Origin of the sequence: Salipiger bermudensis (assembly GCF_017309175.1) — a bacterium.
GTDB classification, from domain to species: domain Bacteria; phylum Pseudomonadota; class Alphaproteobacteria; order Rhodobacterales; family Rhodobacteraceae; genus Salipiger; species Salipiger bermudensis.
Map to the genome: position 1 here is coordinate 89,825 of NZ_JAEKJV010000016.1, position 12,851 is coordinate 102,675.

The following is a 12,851-nucleotide window of genomic DNA, read 5'->3' on the forward strand; positions in this document are numbered from 1 at the left end:
CGTCGCGACCGCGCTTGTTCCGGCAACCGTCGAGCTGTGCCGGGCTTCGTGTCACGGGCCGTATTGCTGCTCCCGCGTCGCATCCCAGCTGCGCAGGAACTCGGCGCGCTTGATCTCGTCGAGGAACGTGAGCAGGCCCGGTCCCAGCCGGATCGGCAGGAAGCTCCCCGTTGTTCTGGCGAGCAACTGCGCCGCCGGCGAGAGATCCTCCATCGGCGGGGCGAGGGGGATCAGCACGGTGTCGCGGTCGATCAGCTGCTGTCCTTGGGGGGACAGGAGGAAGGTCACGAAGGCCTCGGCCACCTCGGGGTTCCCGGCGGTCTTGGGGACGAAAACGCTGCGCGACATGACGAGGTTGTAGTCGTCGAGGAAATGCACGCCGATATTGTCATGCGCCACTGACAGGTTCAGCGCGTAGGAGCCGATCACGTTCAGCGCCATGGCCAAATCTCCGCGCCCGGTGGCCTCGACCATGTCGGCGGTGCAGCAATAGCTGCGCATGTTGGCGCGGCCCAGAACCTCGGTCAGGCGCTGCGCCTGCACGCTCTGGATGGTGTCCTGCGTGGCGAAGAGATAGCCGATGCCCGAGCGTCGCAGATCGTAGCCGCCGATCTTGCCGCGCAGCTCGTTCTCGCGATCGCGGATGAAGCTCGACAGGTCGCGATGGCTGGTCGGCAGCTCGTCCCGCGAAAGCAGGTCGCGGTTGAAGAGGATGGCGGCGGGCTCGAAGGTGAAGCCGAAGAGCTCCGAGCGCCATTGCGCCCAGCCGGGCGGCTGCAGCGGCTCGGGGATGCGCAATCGGCGGGCGAGGCCGCGGTTCACCAGATCGACCTGCAGGTCCATGGCGGAGGAAATCGCCAGATCCGGCGCCTCGCCCGGAGCGACGTCGAGCAGGGCGCGGTGCAGGTCGACGGTCTGGAACTCGCGGTAGGCGACGGTCAAGCCGGGGGTGCGCGCCTCGAAGGCCGAAATCAGCGGCGCCATGGCGACCCGGTCGGTCGACGCCCAGATCGTCAGCTCCTCGGCCGCGGCGCCCCGCGGGCCAGCCACGACCGTCAGGCAGGCCAGAAGCAGCGCGAGAAGGCGCGGGAAGGCGATCGTTGCCCGCAGCCCGCCAAGCGCCGAGCTGCCCAGTTCGAGCCGCGCGCCGTGGCCTTCGGCGACCGAGCGCACGATGGCGAGCCCCAGTCCCGAGCCGGCGGTCTTGCGGTTGATCGAGGTGAAGCGCTCGGTCGCCAGCCCTCGGTCCGCCGGCGCGATGCCGGGGCCCGCGTCCGAGACGGTAAGACGGATCGCGCTGTCATCGCCGTCAAGCTCGATGACGATGGTGTTGTCCGGACCGCCATGGCGCACGGCGTTGTCGATGAGGTTACGCAGCGCCTCGCGGATCGAGATCGCATCGCCCCGGATCGGCGCGGTGCCGCCGGGCAGCCCGGTCTCCTCGAGCGAGATCGTCGCCGCCCGCAGCCGGCGCTCGCGCAGCAGTTCGGCCAGCGTGTCGCGCACCAGCTTGCGCAGGTCCACGGGCTCGAGCCGGGCATCGTCGGAGCGGTGGATCACCATCGCGTTGGCAAGCAGCTGGTTGGTCAGGTGGACGGTACGCTCGGCCTGCTGCTCGGCCTTGCCGAGGCGGCCGCGCATACGCTCGGGGTCCTCGGCATCGACCGCGAGGGCAAGTTGGCCCTGTAGCGCCGAGAGCGAGGTGCGGGTCTGATGTGCAACGTCTGCAATGAAGCTCTCGGTCAGCGCCCGACTGCGGCCAAGCTGGGCGATGAAGCTGTTGATGGCCCGGAACAGGTCCGAAATCTCCTGCGGCGGGTCGCCCTCGATGGGCGACAGGTCGCGGGGCCTGCGTGCCAGCAGCGTGTCTGCGATCGCCCCGAGAGGCGCCAGCGACGTGCGGATCGCCAGCCAGACGAAGGCCAGCCCGATCAGCGATACGCCGCCAAGCCCGGTGATCCCGTAGAGAAACAGCGTATCGCGCTGCGCCTTGCGGGCGCCGAGCGTCTGGCCGATCTGCACGAAGACCCATTCACGGCCGCTGGCGGAGGTCAGCTGCCGCCCCTGCAGGATGAAGCGGAAGCCCTCGTCGAGCTTCGCATCGTAGAACACCGGCTCGGCCGAGGGCCGCAGATCGTCGGGAACCGGAAGGTCGGGCGTGCCGGTGATCTCGCCATAACCGGGCGAAAACACGCGGTAGGTGATGCGGTCGTCGGCGGCGAGGGCGAGGATGTCCATCGCCGATTGCGGCAGGTCCACGGTGGGGCCGTCGGAATTGTACGAGACCCGCTCGAGCACCGACAGCGCCGCCCCGGCCAGCAGAAGGTCATAGGTGCGGTTCGAGGCGGCGCGGGCGTAGTTCCACAACAGCACCGAGATCAGCAGCAGCAGCAGCATGAAGCCCGCCGCCATGCTTGCGAGCAGGCGGCGCTTCAGCGAATGGCCGCGGCGCGGCTCAGTCGTCGTCGCTGACATAGGCCATGTATCCCAGCCCGCGGGCGGTCTTGATCACCAGAGGTGTGCCGCCGAGCTTGCGGCGCAGCCGCGTGACGAGCTGTTCGACGGCGTTGAGACTGGGGGTCTCCTCAAAGGTGTAGAGCTTGTCGGCCACCTCTTCCTTGGTCAGCATGCGCCCCAGGTTGTCGAGCATGATCTCGAGCAGCTGCACCTCGCGCGCACGCAGCTCGAGCAGGACGCCGTCCACATGGGCCTGTTTGGCGGCGCGGTCGAAGCGGAACGGGCCGGCGGCGAAGACGTTGCTCGACGCCCCGGCGCGGCGCCGTGCCAACACCCGGCAGCGGGCCGAGAGTTCGCGGAAATCGAACGGCTTGACCATGTAGTCGTCTGCCCCCGCATCGAGCCCCACGACCCGGTCGTCGATCTCGCTGCGGGCGGTCAGCACGATGACCGGCGTCGCATCCCCGCGCGATCGCATCGAGCGCAGCACCTCGTAGCCGCTGCGGCCGGGCAGGTTGATGTCGAGGAGCACGAGATCGAAGGAAGAGAAGCGCAGCAGGTCGTTGGCCTCTTCGCCGTTGGACTCGCGGTCGACGGAATGACCCTCGCCGCGAAGGCGATCGAGGATCGTCTCGGCCAGTTCGTCATTGTCTTCCACAAGCAGCATTCTCATGGCCGCTTTCCTACCCCGTTGCCGCGGGCCGGAGAAGCGCCAACCGTGCTGCCCTGCGACATGTCAGCGTCCTGTCAGTTTGGCGTCAGCATCGCCACAGCAATCGTGACGCATAAGGTGCGTCGCCCGATGGGCACCGATTTCTTGGGAGGATCACATGACCATCACTCGTCTTTCGACCGCGTTTCTCTGCGCCCTGACGCTGGGCGCTCCGGCCTACGCCCAGAGCGCAATCGACAACCCCGAATGCGTCGCCCCGGCCAACCCTGGCGGCGGCTTCGACCTGACCTGCCGCGTGGCGCAGACCGGCCTTCAGCCGCACGTCTCCGAGCCTGTGCAGGTCACCTTCATGCCCGGCGGCATCGGCGCAGTGGCGTTCAACCAGTTCAACACCAACCGCACCGATGACGGCTCGGCCATCGTTGCGTTCTCGACCGGCTCGCTGCTGAACATCATCCTCGGCAAGTACGGCGCGTTCGACGAGACCGACGTGCGCTGGCTGGCCACCGCGGGCGCCGATTTCGGTGCCGTCGTGGTGCGCGCCGACAGCGAGTTCGAGACCCTCTCCGACGTCATGGATGCGCTCAGCACCAACCCGGGCGACGTGGTCGTCGGCGCCGGTGGTTCGGTCGGTTCGCAGGACTGGATGAAGGGCGCGCTGCTGATGCGCGAGGCCGGCGGCACGCCGATGCAGATGCGCTACGTGGCGTTCGACGGTGGCGGCGATGCCATCGCCTCGCTGCTCGGTGGCTCGATCGAGGTCTATACCGGCGACGTGGGCGAGATGGTCCCCTATCTCGACAGCGGCGACATGCGCATCCTCGCGACGCTGTCGCCCGAGCGCCTCGACGCGCCGTTCGACGAGATCCCGACCGCCAAGGAGCTGGGCTACGACGTCGAATGGACGATCATGCGCGGCTTCTACACGGGCAAGGACGTGTCCGAAGCGGACTACCAGAAATGGGTCGATGCGTTCGATGCGGCCTACGCCACCGACGCCTTCGCCACGGTTCAGGCCGAGCGCGGCCTGCTGCCGCTCAACATGTCCGGCGACGAGCTGACCAGCTCGATCAATACGACGATGGACGAGCTTCGTACCATCGCGACCGAAGCGGGCCTCATCCAGTAACGCCCGCTTTCTCCCCGCAAGGCCGCCTCCTCCCACTCCGGGAGGCGGCCTTCGCGGCGCTCCGGGCCGTGATGCCCGGCCTATCCCCGAATTCCCCGACATTCCGACCCCCCGAAATCCCGAACCAAGGAGGCTCTCCATGGCTGACCGCATCTTCGCGGCGGTGCTTCTGGCGGTGACCATCGGTTATGCGGTGATCGCCTTCACCGTCATCCGGGCTCCGTTCCAGTACGACCCGCTCGGCCCCGAAAGCTGGCCGCGCATCCTCTCCATCGTCGCCATTCTGTGCCTGCTCTACATCCTGTGGAAACCCGACGCGATCGGCTTCGACATGACCAGGCAGGTCTGGTTCCGACTCGGCGCCGCCGTGGTGCTTCTGCTGGCCTACTCGGATCTCTACGAGCCGCTTGGCTTCATTCTGTCGACCATCTTCTTCGCCACCATCATGGCGCTGATGCTGGGGGCGCCGCGCCTGCGCGCGGTGGGCTTCGGCATTGCCGCCGGGGTGTTCGGCTGGCTGCTCTGCGTCACCCTGATGGACCTCAACCTGCCGGAAGGCGCGCTTTACGAAGCGGTCGTCGACAGCTTCCAGCAAACCGAAGAAGAAGGAGCCAGCTGATGGACGCGGTTCTCTCCGGTCTGGCGACGGGCTTCTCCGTCGCGCTCGACCCGTTCAACCTCATGCTGGTGCTGGTGGGCTGCTTCGTCGGCACCCTGATCGGCGCCCTGCCGGGCCTTGGCCCGATCAACGGTGTGGCGATCCTGCTGCCCATCGCCTACGGGCTCGGCTTCCAGCCCGAGGCGGCGCTGATCCTGCTCGCCGGGATCTACTACGGTGCCGAGTATGGCGGCCGGATCTCGTCGATCCTGCTCAACGTGCCCGGCGATGCCGGCGCGGTGATGACCACGCTCGACGGCAACCCGCTGGCCCGCGCCGGCCAGGCCGGCCGGGCGCTGTCGCTCTCGGCGGTGGCCTCCTTCGTCGGCGGCACCTTCGCGGTGATCCTGATGTCGCTCTTCGCGCCCGCGCTGGCCGGCTTCGCCGTCACCTTCGGCCCCGCCGATTACGTGGCGCTGATGGTCTTCGCCTTCGCTTCGCTGGCCTCGCTTGTCGGCAAGAGCACCGTCAAGACCCTGCTCGGTGCCACCATCGGCCTGATGCTCGCCACCATCGGCATCGACGCCAACACCGGCGTGCCGCGCTACACCTTCGGCATACCCGACATTCTCGCCGGGATCGACTTCCTGATCGTCGTGGTCGGCCTGTTCGGCATGGCCGAGCTGCTGACCCTCGTCGAGCAGCAAGCCCGCGGCACGCTCAAGTCGCTGCCCGTGGACCGCAGCTTCGTCACCATGGCGGACCTCGCCAAGAGCAAGTGGACCATCGCCCGCAGCTCGGTGATCGGCTTCTTCATCGGCATCCTGCCCGGCACCGGCGCCTCGGTGGCCTCGGCGGTGGCCTATGGCACTGAAAAGCGAATCTCGGACACCGAAGGGACCTTCGGCAAGGGCGACGTGCGCGGCCTCGCGGCGCCGGAAGCGGCCAACAACGCGGCCGCAGGCGGCTCGATGGTGCCGATGCTGACGCTTGGCATCCCGGGCTCGGGCACCACCGCGATCCTGCTCGGCGCGCTGCTGATGTTCAACATCCAGCCCGGCCCGACCATGTTCACGCAGCGCCCGGAAGTGGCCTGGGGCCTCGTGGCGTCGATGTATATCGGCAACGTCGCGCTGCTGGTCATCAACCTGCCGCTGGTGGGACTCTTCGCCCGCATGTTGACGATCCCGCAGCACTACCTCACGCCGCTGATCGCGGTGCTGGCCTTCATCGGCATCTATACCATCGTCGGCAACCCGCACGACCTGTTCATGATCACCATGCTCGGCGTGTTCGGCTGGTTCCTGCGCAAGCTCGACTTCTCGCTCGCGCCGATCATCCTCGGCTTCGTGCTGGGCGGCCTGTTCGAGGACAACCTGCGCCGGGCCCTGTCGATCTCGGGCGGCGACTGGAGCATCCTCGTGTCGAACTGGAAGAGTATCCTCCTCTACGTGCTTGCGCTCTTCGTTGTGGTGCTTCCGATCTGGCTCGCGCGGCGCGCACGCGGTAACGCAATGCAGGACGCGGAATCGCACTAGGACCCGCCATGCAGGTGCCAGACAACATGAAGACAGCGGGGCTCACGGGCCTCGCGGCCCTCGGAGGGGCGGCGATCGCCGCCCTTCTCGGCGTTCCGGCAGGGGCGCTTATCGGGGCGATGCTCGCGGTGGCGCTGATGGCCGGGCTCGGCCACGCGGTCACCGTGCCGGTCATCGCGCGAGACCTCGCCTTCCTCGTGATCGGCATCTCGCTCGGCGCGGGCATCGATGCCTCGGTGCTGCCGCACCTGCCGGGCTGGTCGATCAGCCTGCTCGGGCTCGCGGTGGCGCTGGTGGCCACCATGGCGGCCAGCACCTTCCTGCTGCAGAGGGTGTTCGCCATCGACTGGCAGACCGCGGTTCTTGCGAGCGCGCCCGGCACCATGTCGAACGCGGTGGCGATCGCGGTCGAGGGCAAGGGAGATGCGTCGGCGGTGATGATCCTACAGCTGATGCGGCTGGTGATCCTCGTCACGCTGGTGCCGCCCCTTGCGGCGGTGCTGGGCGCACCGGATGCGGCGGCGGGGGGCGAGCGCCCGGTGATGCCATTGCTGGCGCTTGCTGGGCTGCTTGTGGTGGGGCTGCCGCTGGGTCGCTTCGTGGGCCGGCGCGGCATCTCGGCCGCCTGCCTGCTGACCGGGATCCTGTTGAGCGGCGTCGGGCACGGCGCCGGGCTGATTCACGGGGCGGCGCCGTCGTGGATGGTCTTTCTCGGCTTCACCATGACCGGCGCGGTGCTTGGGACGCGGATCAGCAAGGTCGATCTGCGCTCGGCGTTGAAGCTTGCCGGGGCAGGCACGGTGGTGGTCGGTATGGCGCTTGGCATGGCGCTGGTGTTCGCGCTGATCACGCAGGCGCTGACCGGGTTCCCGCTGGGCCAGATCCTCATCGCCTATGCGCCCGGCGGGGTCGAGGCCATGGCCGCGATCGGTTTGGCCCTTGGCTACGATCCGGCCTTCGTGGCGGCGCATCATTTCGCGCGGATCCTGATCCTGCTGGCGCTGGTCCCGGCCTTCCTGCGGCGCGGCGCGTGAGCGCCTGACACGCGGCGGATGGCTGCCCCCGGCGACCACGGTCGGCGGTCAACCGCTTCGGCGGGCGCTCGTGTTGCAAACTAGCGAAAGTGTCACTTGCCCGGCAAGTCAGAGGGCCAGAGTCCGAGGAACTGGCACAAATCCCTCGCGCCGAGACGAGTGAACTGCTCCATCGATTTGATCGCGTCATCCACCAATGAGCTGCCGAAGACCGCGTCAGGCCGATGCCGCAGCGAAGATGGCGCCGTTGAAGAGCCGCACGGGTTCCGTTCGAAACGCGGAACACGCCAATGGAGAGCGCCTTTCACGCACTCAAAGTCGAGCGCGTGCATCACCCGGTCTGAGTGACAAAGGGCGAGGTATGGAGTGTTTCCGGGCGCTCGTGGAGGATGCGGGCGGTTGTCATCGCCCTTTGGCGAAGGTTTGGGTGGCGGCAGCCAGCTCGCCACCGTCACCATCGCTTCTGCCTCAGGACGCCAGTTTCCCGCTCCCCTCCGGCTGGCGCTCGAGCGATGCCTGCTGCTCGATCAGGGGCCAGTCATAGAGCATCGGGATCATCTGTCCCTCGGCCCAGATGCCATGCTGGTCCTGCCCGTGGGGGTGCGTCGTATCCGCAGCGGTGCCGTGGCAGGCAATCCAACGCCAGGCGGACCAGTCGGAGAGGTCGAAGGCATAGCGTGCGATGGCGGCATAGCGCGCCGCCAGACCCTGCGCCGGGATGATGCCGGTCGCGCAAACGGTGTCGTTGTCGCCCCCAATCGCGGCCGTCGCCAAGTCAAGCGTCCCGGCCGACTCGGGAAAGACCCGTGCCAAGGGATGCGCGATCACCGGGCGGTGCACCTCGCCCCATGGCGGGGCCTCGCGCTCGGTCAGAATATCCTGCAGCGCCGCTTCGGTGAGGCCTGCCCAGTCGGTGCCATGTAGCAGCGTGGTGTCTCCCGAGCGCAGCAGACCGGGCAGCACCCACCAGGTCTGTGTGAGCATGTCGCCGGGGCCAATCATGTCGGCGGCGGGGCCTTCGGGGCGGGCAAGACCGGCCACCTCCGCGAGGCGCTTCGACATCGCAAGCCGCAAGCGCGCGTATAGCGTTGGCGTGATCGCGGCCTTCTCCATCACGCCGTCCCAGTCGAGCAACTGCTGGCAGAGCGCCGCCGTCTCGCCGGACTGTCGCTGGTGGCGGAAGAGATGATCGCGGAAGAGATGCGCGGCGGCGCTGCTCTGGTCCATCATGATCGGGCTCATGGTCTCGATCGACAGCGACTCGAGCGCGTCGAGCCGGGCGGCGATCCGCTTGGCGCGATGGATCGTGACCTGCTCAGGCGCATTCTGCCCGCGCACATGGACGGTGTCTCCCTGGATCTCGGTGTCGTGCCAGGTGCCCTCGTGCAGGTAGCGGCGGCCCGCCTCCTCGAAGCGTTCGATGAAGAGATCTTGGATTTTGGACATGGCGTGGGTCACACACCACGCCACGCGCGCATTGTGACCCACATGAGGGAAGCCCGGCCCGCGTCCGAGAATGCGAACGCGGACGACACTGCCGCGCTGGAGGAGATCATCGACCGGAACGAGGCGGCCTTCCGCGAGGAAGACTGGGATGCGGCCTCGGGGTGCAATCAGGAATTCCACTTCAAGATCGTGAACATTGCCCGGATGGAGATCCTCGGCGGGATGTTGAGCGCGCTCTGGCTTCAGACCGGCCCAGTGGTCTCGAGCTTCTACCAGCGCGGCGGGCGGTCGATGGTGGACGAGCATTATGCGATCGTTGCGGCCATCAAGGCCGGTGATGCCGACGCGGCGGCGCGCGTCATGAAGCGCGACGTGGCGGGCTCGGTCGAGGGCATCGTCGCGTACCTGCGCGAGCTGGCCCAGTAGCCAAGTCTTTCGCGACGCGCCGGGTCCGCCCAGTCAAACGAGGCGCTCCCTGTGGAGACCATGCGCATAGATTGAGGTGTCGACGCCGCCCGTGGCTTCCCAACGACGGACGACTGAACTCTGGAAATTTTCTACTCTTGCAATGCCTCGCGGGAGGGCCGAACGAATTGTCTTCGTTTGGGAATCCGCTTAAGGCAGCCCTTCAATCATCGGTGCCCGGATCTTCCAAACTACCGCGATCCGACCGGCGAGAGAATTCTCGCCTGAACGGTCTTCGCAATCCCGGTGTCCGATGTTGGACCCTTTCACCCGAGTGCATAAGAAGAGACTTTGCCAATCATAGCGCTGTGCTATTTGCGCCCGTTTTGGGTTCAGTATTTCTTCGCCTCAAACAAAACTCAACAGGAGAGACGACATGAGAACCCCCACCTGTCTACTCAAGGGCGGGATGCTTGCAGCCTGTCTGACTGCATTCGCACCGGTTGCCGCACTGGCTGATGACGTGTCCATTCGGCTTGGCCACGTCCTGCCTGAAAGCCACAGCTGGCACATCGCCACCTCCGGTTTCGCTGAGGAAGTGGCCGAGCGCACCGATGGTCGCGTCGCGATCGAGGTGTTCCCCTCGGGCCAGCTTGGCACTGAGAAGGAAGTGATCGAGGGCCTGCAGTTCGGGTCGGTGCAGGCCGGTCTGATCGGGTCGGGGTCGTTCCAGGGGATCGAGCCGCGCATGGGGATCATCGAGATGCCCTATGCCTGGGGGGCCCGCGAGCAGGCCTTTACCGCGCTTGACGGCGATCTGGGTGTCGCGCTGGCCGACCTGCTGGACGGCAAAGGCATCAAGGTGCTTGGGTGGTGGGAAAACGGTTTCCGCAACATCACCAACAACGTGCGCCCGATTGAGACGCCGGAAGACCTTGCCGGTCTGAAGATCCGCGTGACGCCGGACAAGGTTCGGCTGGCCACCTTTGAAGGTCTTGGTGCCGAGCCTGCGCCGCTGTCGTTTGGCGAGCTCTATTCCGCGCTGCAACAAGGCCTGTTCGACGCACAGGAAAACCCGCTTTCGATCATCCATTCGGCATCGTTCTTTGAGGTGCAGAAATACGTCTCGCTCTCCGAGCACATCTGGGGCGCGGCGACACTGACCATGTCGAACGCGACCTGGAACAAGATCTCGCCCGAGGATCAGGAGATCGTCATGGACGCCGCCACCACCTGGGGCCTGAAGCAGCGTGACATGGTTGCCGCCGCGAACGACGAGCTGATTGCCCAGCTGGAAGAAGAGGGCATGGCGTTCAACGAAGTCGACAAAGCCGCCTTTATCGAGGCGGTCGAGCCGATCTGGGAAAGCCAGAAGGATGTCTATGGCGAAGAGCTTCTGACGATCCTCGACCAGTACCGTAAATGACCCTGCGGCCTGAAACAGCAGAAGTTGCATCGGTGGAGCCGGTGCAACTTTACGACTTCTCGCAGAAGGTGCTGTTTTCGCCTGCGGCGCGTGGCGAGGGCTATATCAAGCTCTCCGTGACGACAGGCAAGAAGGGCGCGACATCGATCGCGCACAGTCATCCTCGCGACGAGGTGACGCTCACGCTCAGGGGCGAGGCGATCCTGCGGGCCGGGGGCGCGGAATACCACATGACCGAGGGCACCGCAGTGCGCCTGCCGCCGGGACTGGATCACACGGTTGAGGTGATTTCCGACGAATGGGTCGTCGTGGCGGCCTATTGCGATGAATGCACGCTGTGCCGTGGCTCGGAAGGGGTCTTGAAGCAATGAGACTTGCGAACGGGTCGCTGCGCGCGGCCAGCTTGATTGACCGGGCGGCGCGCTGGTGTGGCGCGATGCTGGTCGCCGGGTTTGCGGCGATGGTCGTCTACGTCGTCATCTCGCGTTACCTGTTCTCCTCGACCCCACGCTGGGCCGAGGAGCTGCCTCGGCTGGCGCTGGTCTGGCTGACCTTCGTGGGCGCGATCTCGGGCTTCGTGCGCGGCACGCATTTCCGCGCCGGGTTGCTTGACCTGGTGGCGATGCCCGCGCCGCTGCGCAAGGGGCTTGCCGTTCTCGCATGGCTGGCGAGTTTCGTGTTCCTCGCGGTGCTCATCTGGACCGGCTGGACACTCACCGGGATCACCTGGTCGCACGAGACCACCGCGCTTTCGCTACCGGTTGGCCTGTTCTACCTCTCGTTGCCGATTTGCTGCGGCCTTGCCCTCCTGGGGCTCATCCTGAAAGGCGGCCGGACATGAGCCTCGCCCTTGCACTTCTTCTCGTTGTCTTCGTGGTACTCGTGCTGCTGGATGCGCCTATCGCCGTTGCGCTCGGCCTGTCGTCGATGTTCTATCTGCTGATCGCCGATGCCGCGCCGATGATCGTGGTTGCGCAGCGCGCGGTCGCGGGGATCAACAGCTTCACGCTTCTCGCCATTCCGCTGTTCCTGCTGGCGGGACTTCTGATGGTTCATGGGGGGCTTGCACCTCGGATCATTGCGCTCTGCTCGGCGCTGATCGGGCGGAGGACCGGAGGCTTGGCGATGGTGATGATCATCGCCTGCATGATGTTTGGCTCGCTCTCGGGGTCGGGCGTGGCTGACGTGGTGGCCATCGGTACGATGATGCTGCCCGCGATGAAGGATCAGGGGTATGCGCCCGGGTTCTCGGCCTCGGCCCTGGGCTGCGCGGGATCGCTCGGCACCGTCATCCCGCCCTCGATCGTGCTGATCGTCTATGGCACCGCCACGAACAGTTCGATCGGGCAACTCTTCGTGGCCGCGATCCTGCCCGGCATCCTGCTCGGCCTTGGCCTGATGCTGGTGGCCTGGTGGATTTCCCGCCGCAATGGCTGGCAGGGCGGGGAGCCGTTTTCCTGGGGCGAACTTGGCCGCGCCGCCAAGGGCTCGATCCTGGCCATGCTGGCGCCGATCATCATCGTCGGCGGCATTCGTCTTGGCATCTTCACCCCGACCGAGGCCGCCGGGATCGGCGTTGCCTATGCGTTGTTCATCGGGGTCTTCGTCTATCGCGCGCTGTCACTGTCCACGCTGACACGGCTGCTGCGCGAAACCACCGAAATGACCGGCGTGATCCTTCTGGTCATCGCCTCAGCCTCTGTCTTCGGCTGGATCCTCGCCGCCGAACAGGTGCCGCAGATGGCCGTGAACGGCATCACCCAAGCCACCGAGAGCGCGACCGTCGCGCTTCTGATGATGATGGCGGTCCTGCTGATCCTCGGAACCTTCATGGAGAGCATCGCGATCATCCTGATCCTTGCGCCGGTGTTCCTCCCGATCCTTGGCCACTACGGCATCGACCCGGTCTATTTCGGCATCCTTCTGACCATCAACCTTGCCATCGGGGCCAATACCCCGCCTCTGGGGATCGACCTGATGGCCGCCTGCCGGGTTGGTGAGATCCCGCTCAGCGCGTCGTTCAAGTACCTGATCCCGTTTCTTGGCGTGATGGTCGGGGTGCTGCTGCTTCTCGTCCTCTTCCCCGCGCTGATCACCGATCTCCCCGGCATCCTGTTCTGATCCCGGCTCCGAAAGAAGGTTTCC

12 protein-coding genes are annotated in these 12,851 nt (G+C 66.3%); 9 read left to right on the forward strand and 3 right to left on the reverse strand.

Going from position 1 to position 12,851, the window contains the following annotated elements; genetic code table 11:
• Positions 1-51: 51 nt before the first annotated feature.
• On the reverse strand, positions 52-2,475 hold the full coding sequence (locus tag JF542_RS19055) for a sensor histidine kinase (protein ID WP_207077006.1): 2,424 nt from the start codon (positions 2,473-2,475) through the stop codon (positions 52-54).
• On the reverse strand, positions 2,456-3,130 hold the full coding sequence (locus JF542_RS19060) for a response regulator transcription factor (protein ID WP_040546119.1): 675 nt from the start codon (positions 3,128-3,130) through the stop codon (positions 2,456-2,458). The genes JF542_RS19055 and JF542_RS19060 overlap by 20 nt, the downstream gene beginning before the upstream one ends.
• Before the next feature lie 157 nt (positions 3,131-3,287).
• Here JF542_RS19060 and JF542_RS19065 point away from each other — a divergent pair, with 157 nt between their 5' ends.
• The 4 genes from JF542_RS19065 to JF542_RS19080 all read left to right on the forward strand — a co-directional run bounded on the left by JF542_RS19065 (position 3,288) and on the right by JF542_RS19080 (position 7,429).
• A complete protein-coding gene (locus JF542_RS19065) occupies positions 3,288-4,259 on the forward strand; it encodes a Bug family tripartite tricarboxylate transporter substrate binding protein (RefSeq protein ID WP_207077007.1) in 972 nt (323 codons plus the stop codon).
• 139 nt (positions 4,260-4,398) lie between these two features.
• Entirely contained in the window at positions 4,399-4,878 is a 480-nt protein-coding gene (locus tag JF542_RS19070) for a tripartite tricarboxylate transporter TctB family protein (protein WP_207077008.1), read from the forward strand.
• On the forward strand, positions 4,878-6,395 hold the full coding sequence (locus tag JF542_RS19075; RefSeq protein WP_007804083.1) for a tripartite tricarboxylate transporter permease: 1,518 nt from the start codon (positions 4,878-4,880) through the stop codon (positions 6,393-6,395). The genes JF542_RS19070 and JF542_RS19075 overlap by 1 nt, the downstream gene beginning before the upstream one ends.
• Positions 6,396-6,403: 8 nt before the next feature.
• Positions 6,404-7,429 (forward strand): AbrB family transcriptional regulator, encoded by a 1,026-nt coding sequence (locus JF542_RS19080; RefSeq protein ID WP_207077009.1) that lies wholly within the window; start codon positions 6,404-6,406, stop codon positions 7,427-7,429.
• 468 nt (positions 7,430-7,897) lie between these two features.
• On the opposite strand, the gene JF542_RS19085 is transcribed toward JF542_RS19080, so the two are convergent.
• A complete protein-coding gene (locus JF542_RS19085) occupies positions 7,898-8,875 on the reverse strand; it encodes a penicillin acylase family protein (RefSeq protein ID WP_242533836.1) in 978 nt (325 codons plus the stop codon).
• 42 nt (positions 8,876-8,917) lie between these two features.
• Between JF542_RS19085 and JF542_RS19090 the strand changes: the two genes are divergently transcribed.
• From JF542_RS19090 to JF542_RS19110, 5 genes are all read left to right on the forward strand, one after another.
• Entirely contained in the window at positions 8,918-9,301 is a 384-nt protein-coding gene (locus JF542_RS19090) for a GntR family transcriptional regulator (protein ID WP_207077011.1), read from the forward strand.
• 415 nt (positions 9,302-9,716) lie between these two features.
• Positions 9,717-10,706 (forward strand): TRAP transporter substrate-binding protein, encoded by a 990-nt coding sequence (locus JF542_RS19095; protein ID WP_207077012.1) that lies wholly within the window; start codon positions 9,717-9,719, stop codon positions 10,704-10,706.
• Entirely contained in the window at positions 10,703-11,077 is a 375-nt protein-coding gene (locus JF542_RS19100) for a cupin domain-containing protein (RefSeq protein ID WP_207077013.1), read from the forward strand. Before JF542_RS19095 ends, JF542_RS19100 begins: the two co-directional genes overlap by 4 nt.
• Positions 11,074-11,547 carry a TRAP transporter small permease gene (locus JF542_RS19105; RefSeq protein WP_207077014.1) on the forward strand — a complete coding sequence of 158 codons (474 nt, stop codon included), beginning with the start codon at positions 11,074-11,076 and terminating at the stop codon, positions 11,545-11,547. The genes JF542_RS19100 and JF542_RS19105 overlap by 4 nt, the downstream gene beginning before the upstream one ends.
• Positions 11,544-12,827 (forward strand): TRAP transporter large permease, encoded by a 1,284-nt coding sequence (locus JF542_RS19110; RefSeq protein WP_207077015.1) that lies wholly within the window; start codon positions 11,544-11,546, stop codon positions 12,825-12,827. Before JF542_RS19105 ends, JF542_RS19110 begins: the two co-directional genes overlap by 4 nt.
• The last annotated feature ends 24 nt before the right edge of the window (positions 12,828-12,851 follow it).

Excerpts from the sequence above, each read along its gene's own strand:
- JF542_RS19055 (WP_207077006.1), bottom strand. The coding sequence starts at position 2,475 with ATGTCAGCGACGACGACTGAGCCGCGCCGCGGCCATTCGCTGAAGCGC.
- JF542_RS19060 (WP_040546119.1), bottom strand. The coding sequence starts at position 3,130 with ATGAGAATGCTGCTTGTGGAAGACAATGACGAACTGGCCGAGACGATC.
- JF542_RS19065 (WP_207077007.1), top strand. The coding sequence starts at position 3,288 with ATGACCATCACTCGTCTTTCGACCGCGTTTCTCTGCGCCCTGACGCTG.
- JF542_RS19070 (WP_207077008.1), top strand. The coding sequence starts at position 4,399 with ATGGCTGACCGCATCTTCGCGGCGGTGCTTCTGGCGGTGACCATCGGT.
- JF542_RS19075 (WP_007804083.1), top strand. The coding sequence starts at position 4,878 with ATGGACGCGGTTCTCTCCGGTCTGGCGACGGGCTTCTCCGTCGCGCTC.
- JF542_RS19080 (WP_207077009.1), top strand. The coding sequence starts at position 6,404 with ATGCAGGTGCCAGACAACATGAAGACAGCGGGGCTCACGGGCCTCGCG.
- JF542_RS19085 (WP_242533836.1), bottom strand. The coding sequence starts at position 8,875 with ATGTCCAAAATCCAAGATCTCTTCATCGAACGCTTCGAGGAGGCGGGC.
- JF542_RS19090 (WP_207077011.1), top strand. The coding sequence starts at position 8,918 with ATGAGGGAAGCCCGGCCCGCGTCCGAGAATGCGAACGCGGACGACACT.
- JF542_RS19095 (WP_207077012.1), top strand. The coding sequence starts at position 9,717 with ATGAGAACCCCCACCTGTCTACTCAAGGGCGGGATGCTTGCAGCCTGT.
- JF542_RS19100 (WP_207077013.1), top strand. The coding sequence starts at position 10,703 with ATGACCCTGCGGCCTGAAACAGCAGAAGTTGCATCGGTGGAGCCGGTG.
- JF542_RS19105 (WP_207077014.1), top strand. The coding sequence starts at position 11,074 with ATGAGACTTGCGAACGGGTCGCTGCGCGCGGCCAGCTTGATTGACCGG.
- JF542_RS19110 (WP_207077015.1), top strand. The coding sequence starts at position 11,544 with ATGAGCCTCGCCCTTGCACTTCTTCTCGTTGTCTTCGTGGTACTCGTG.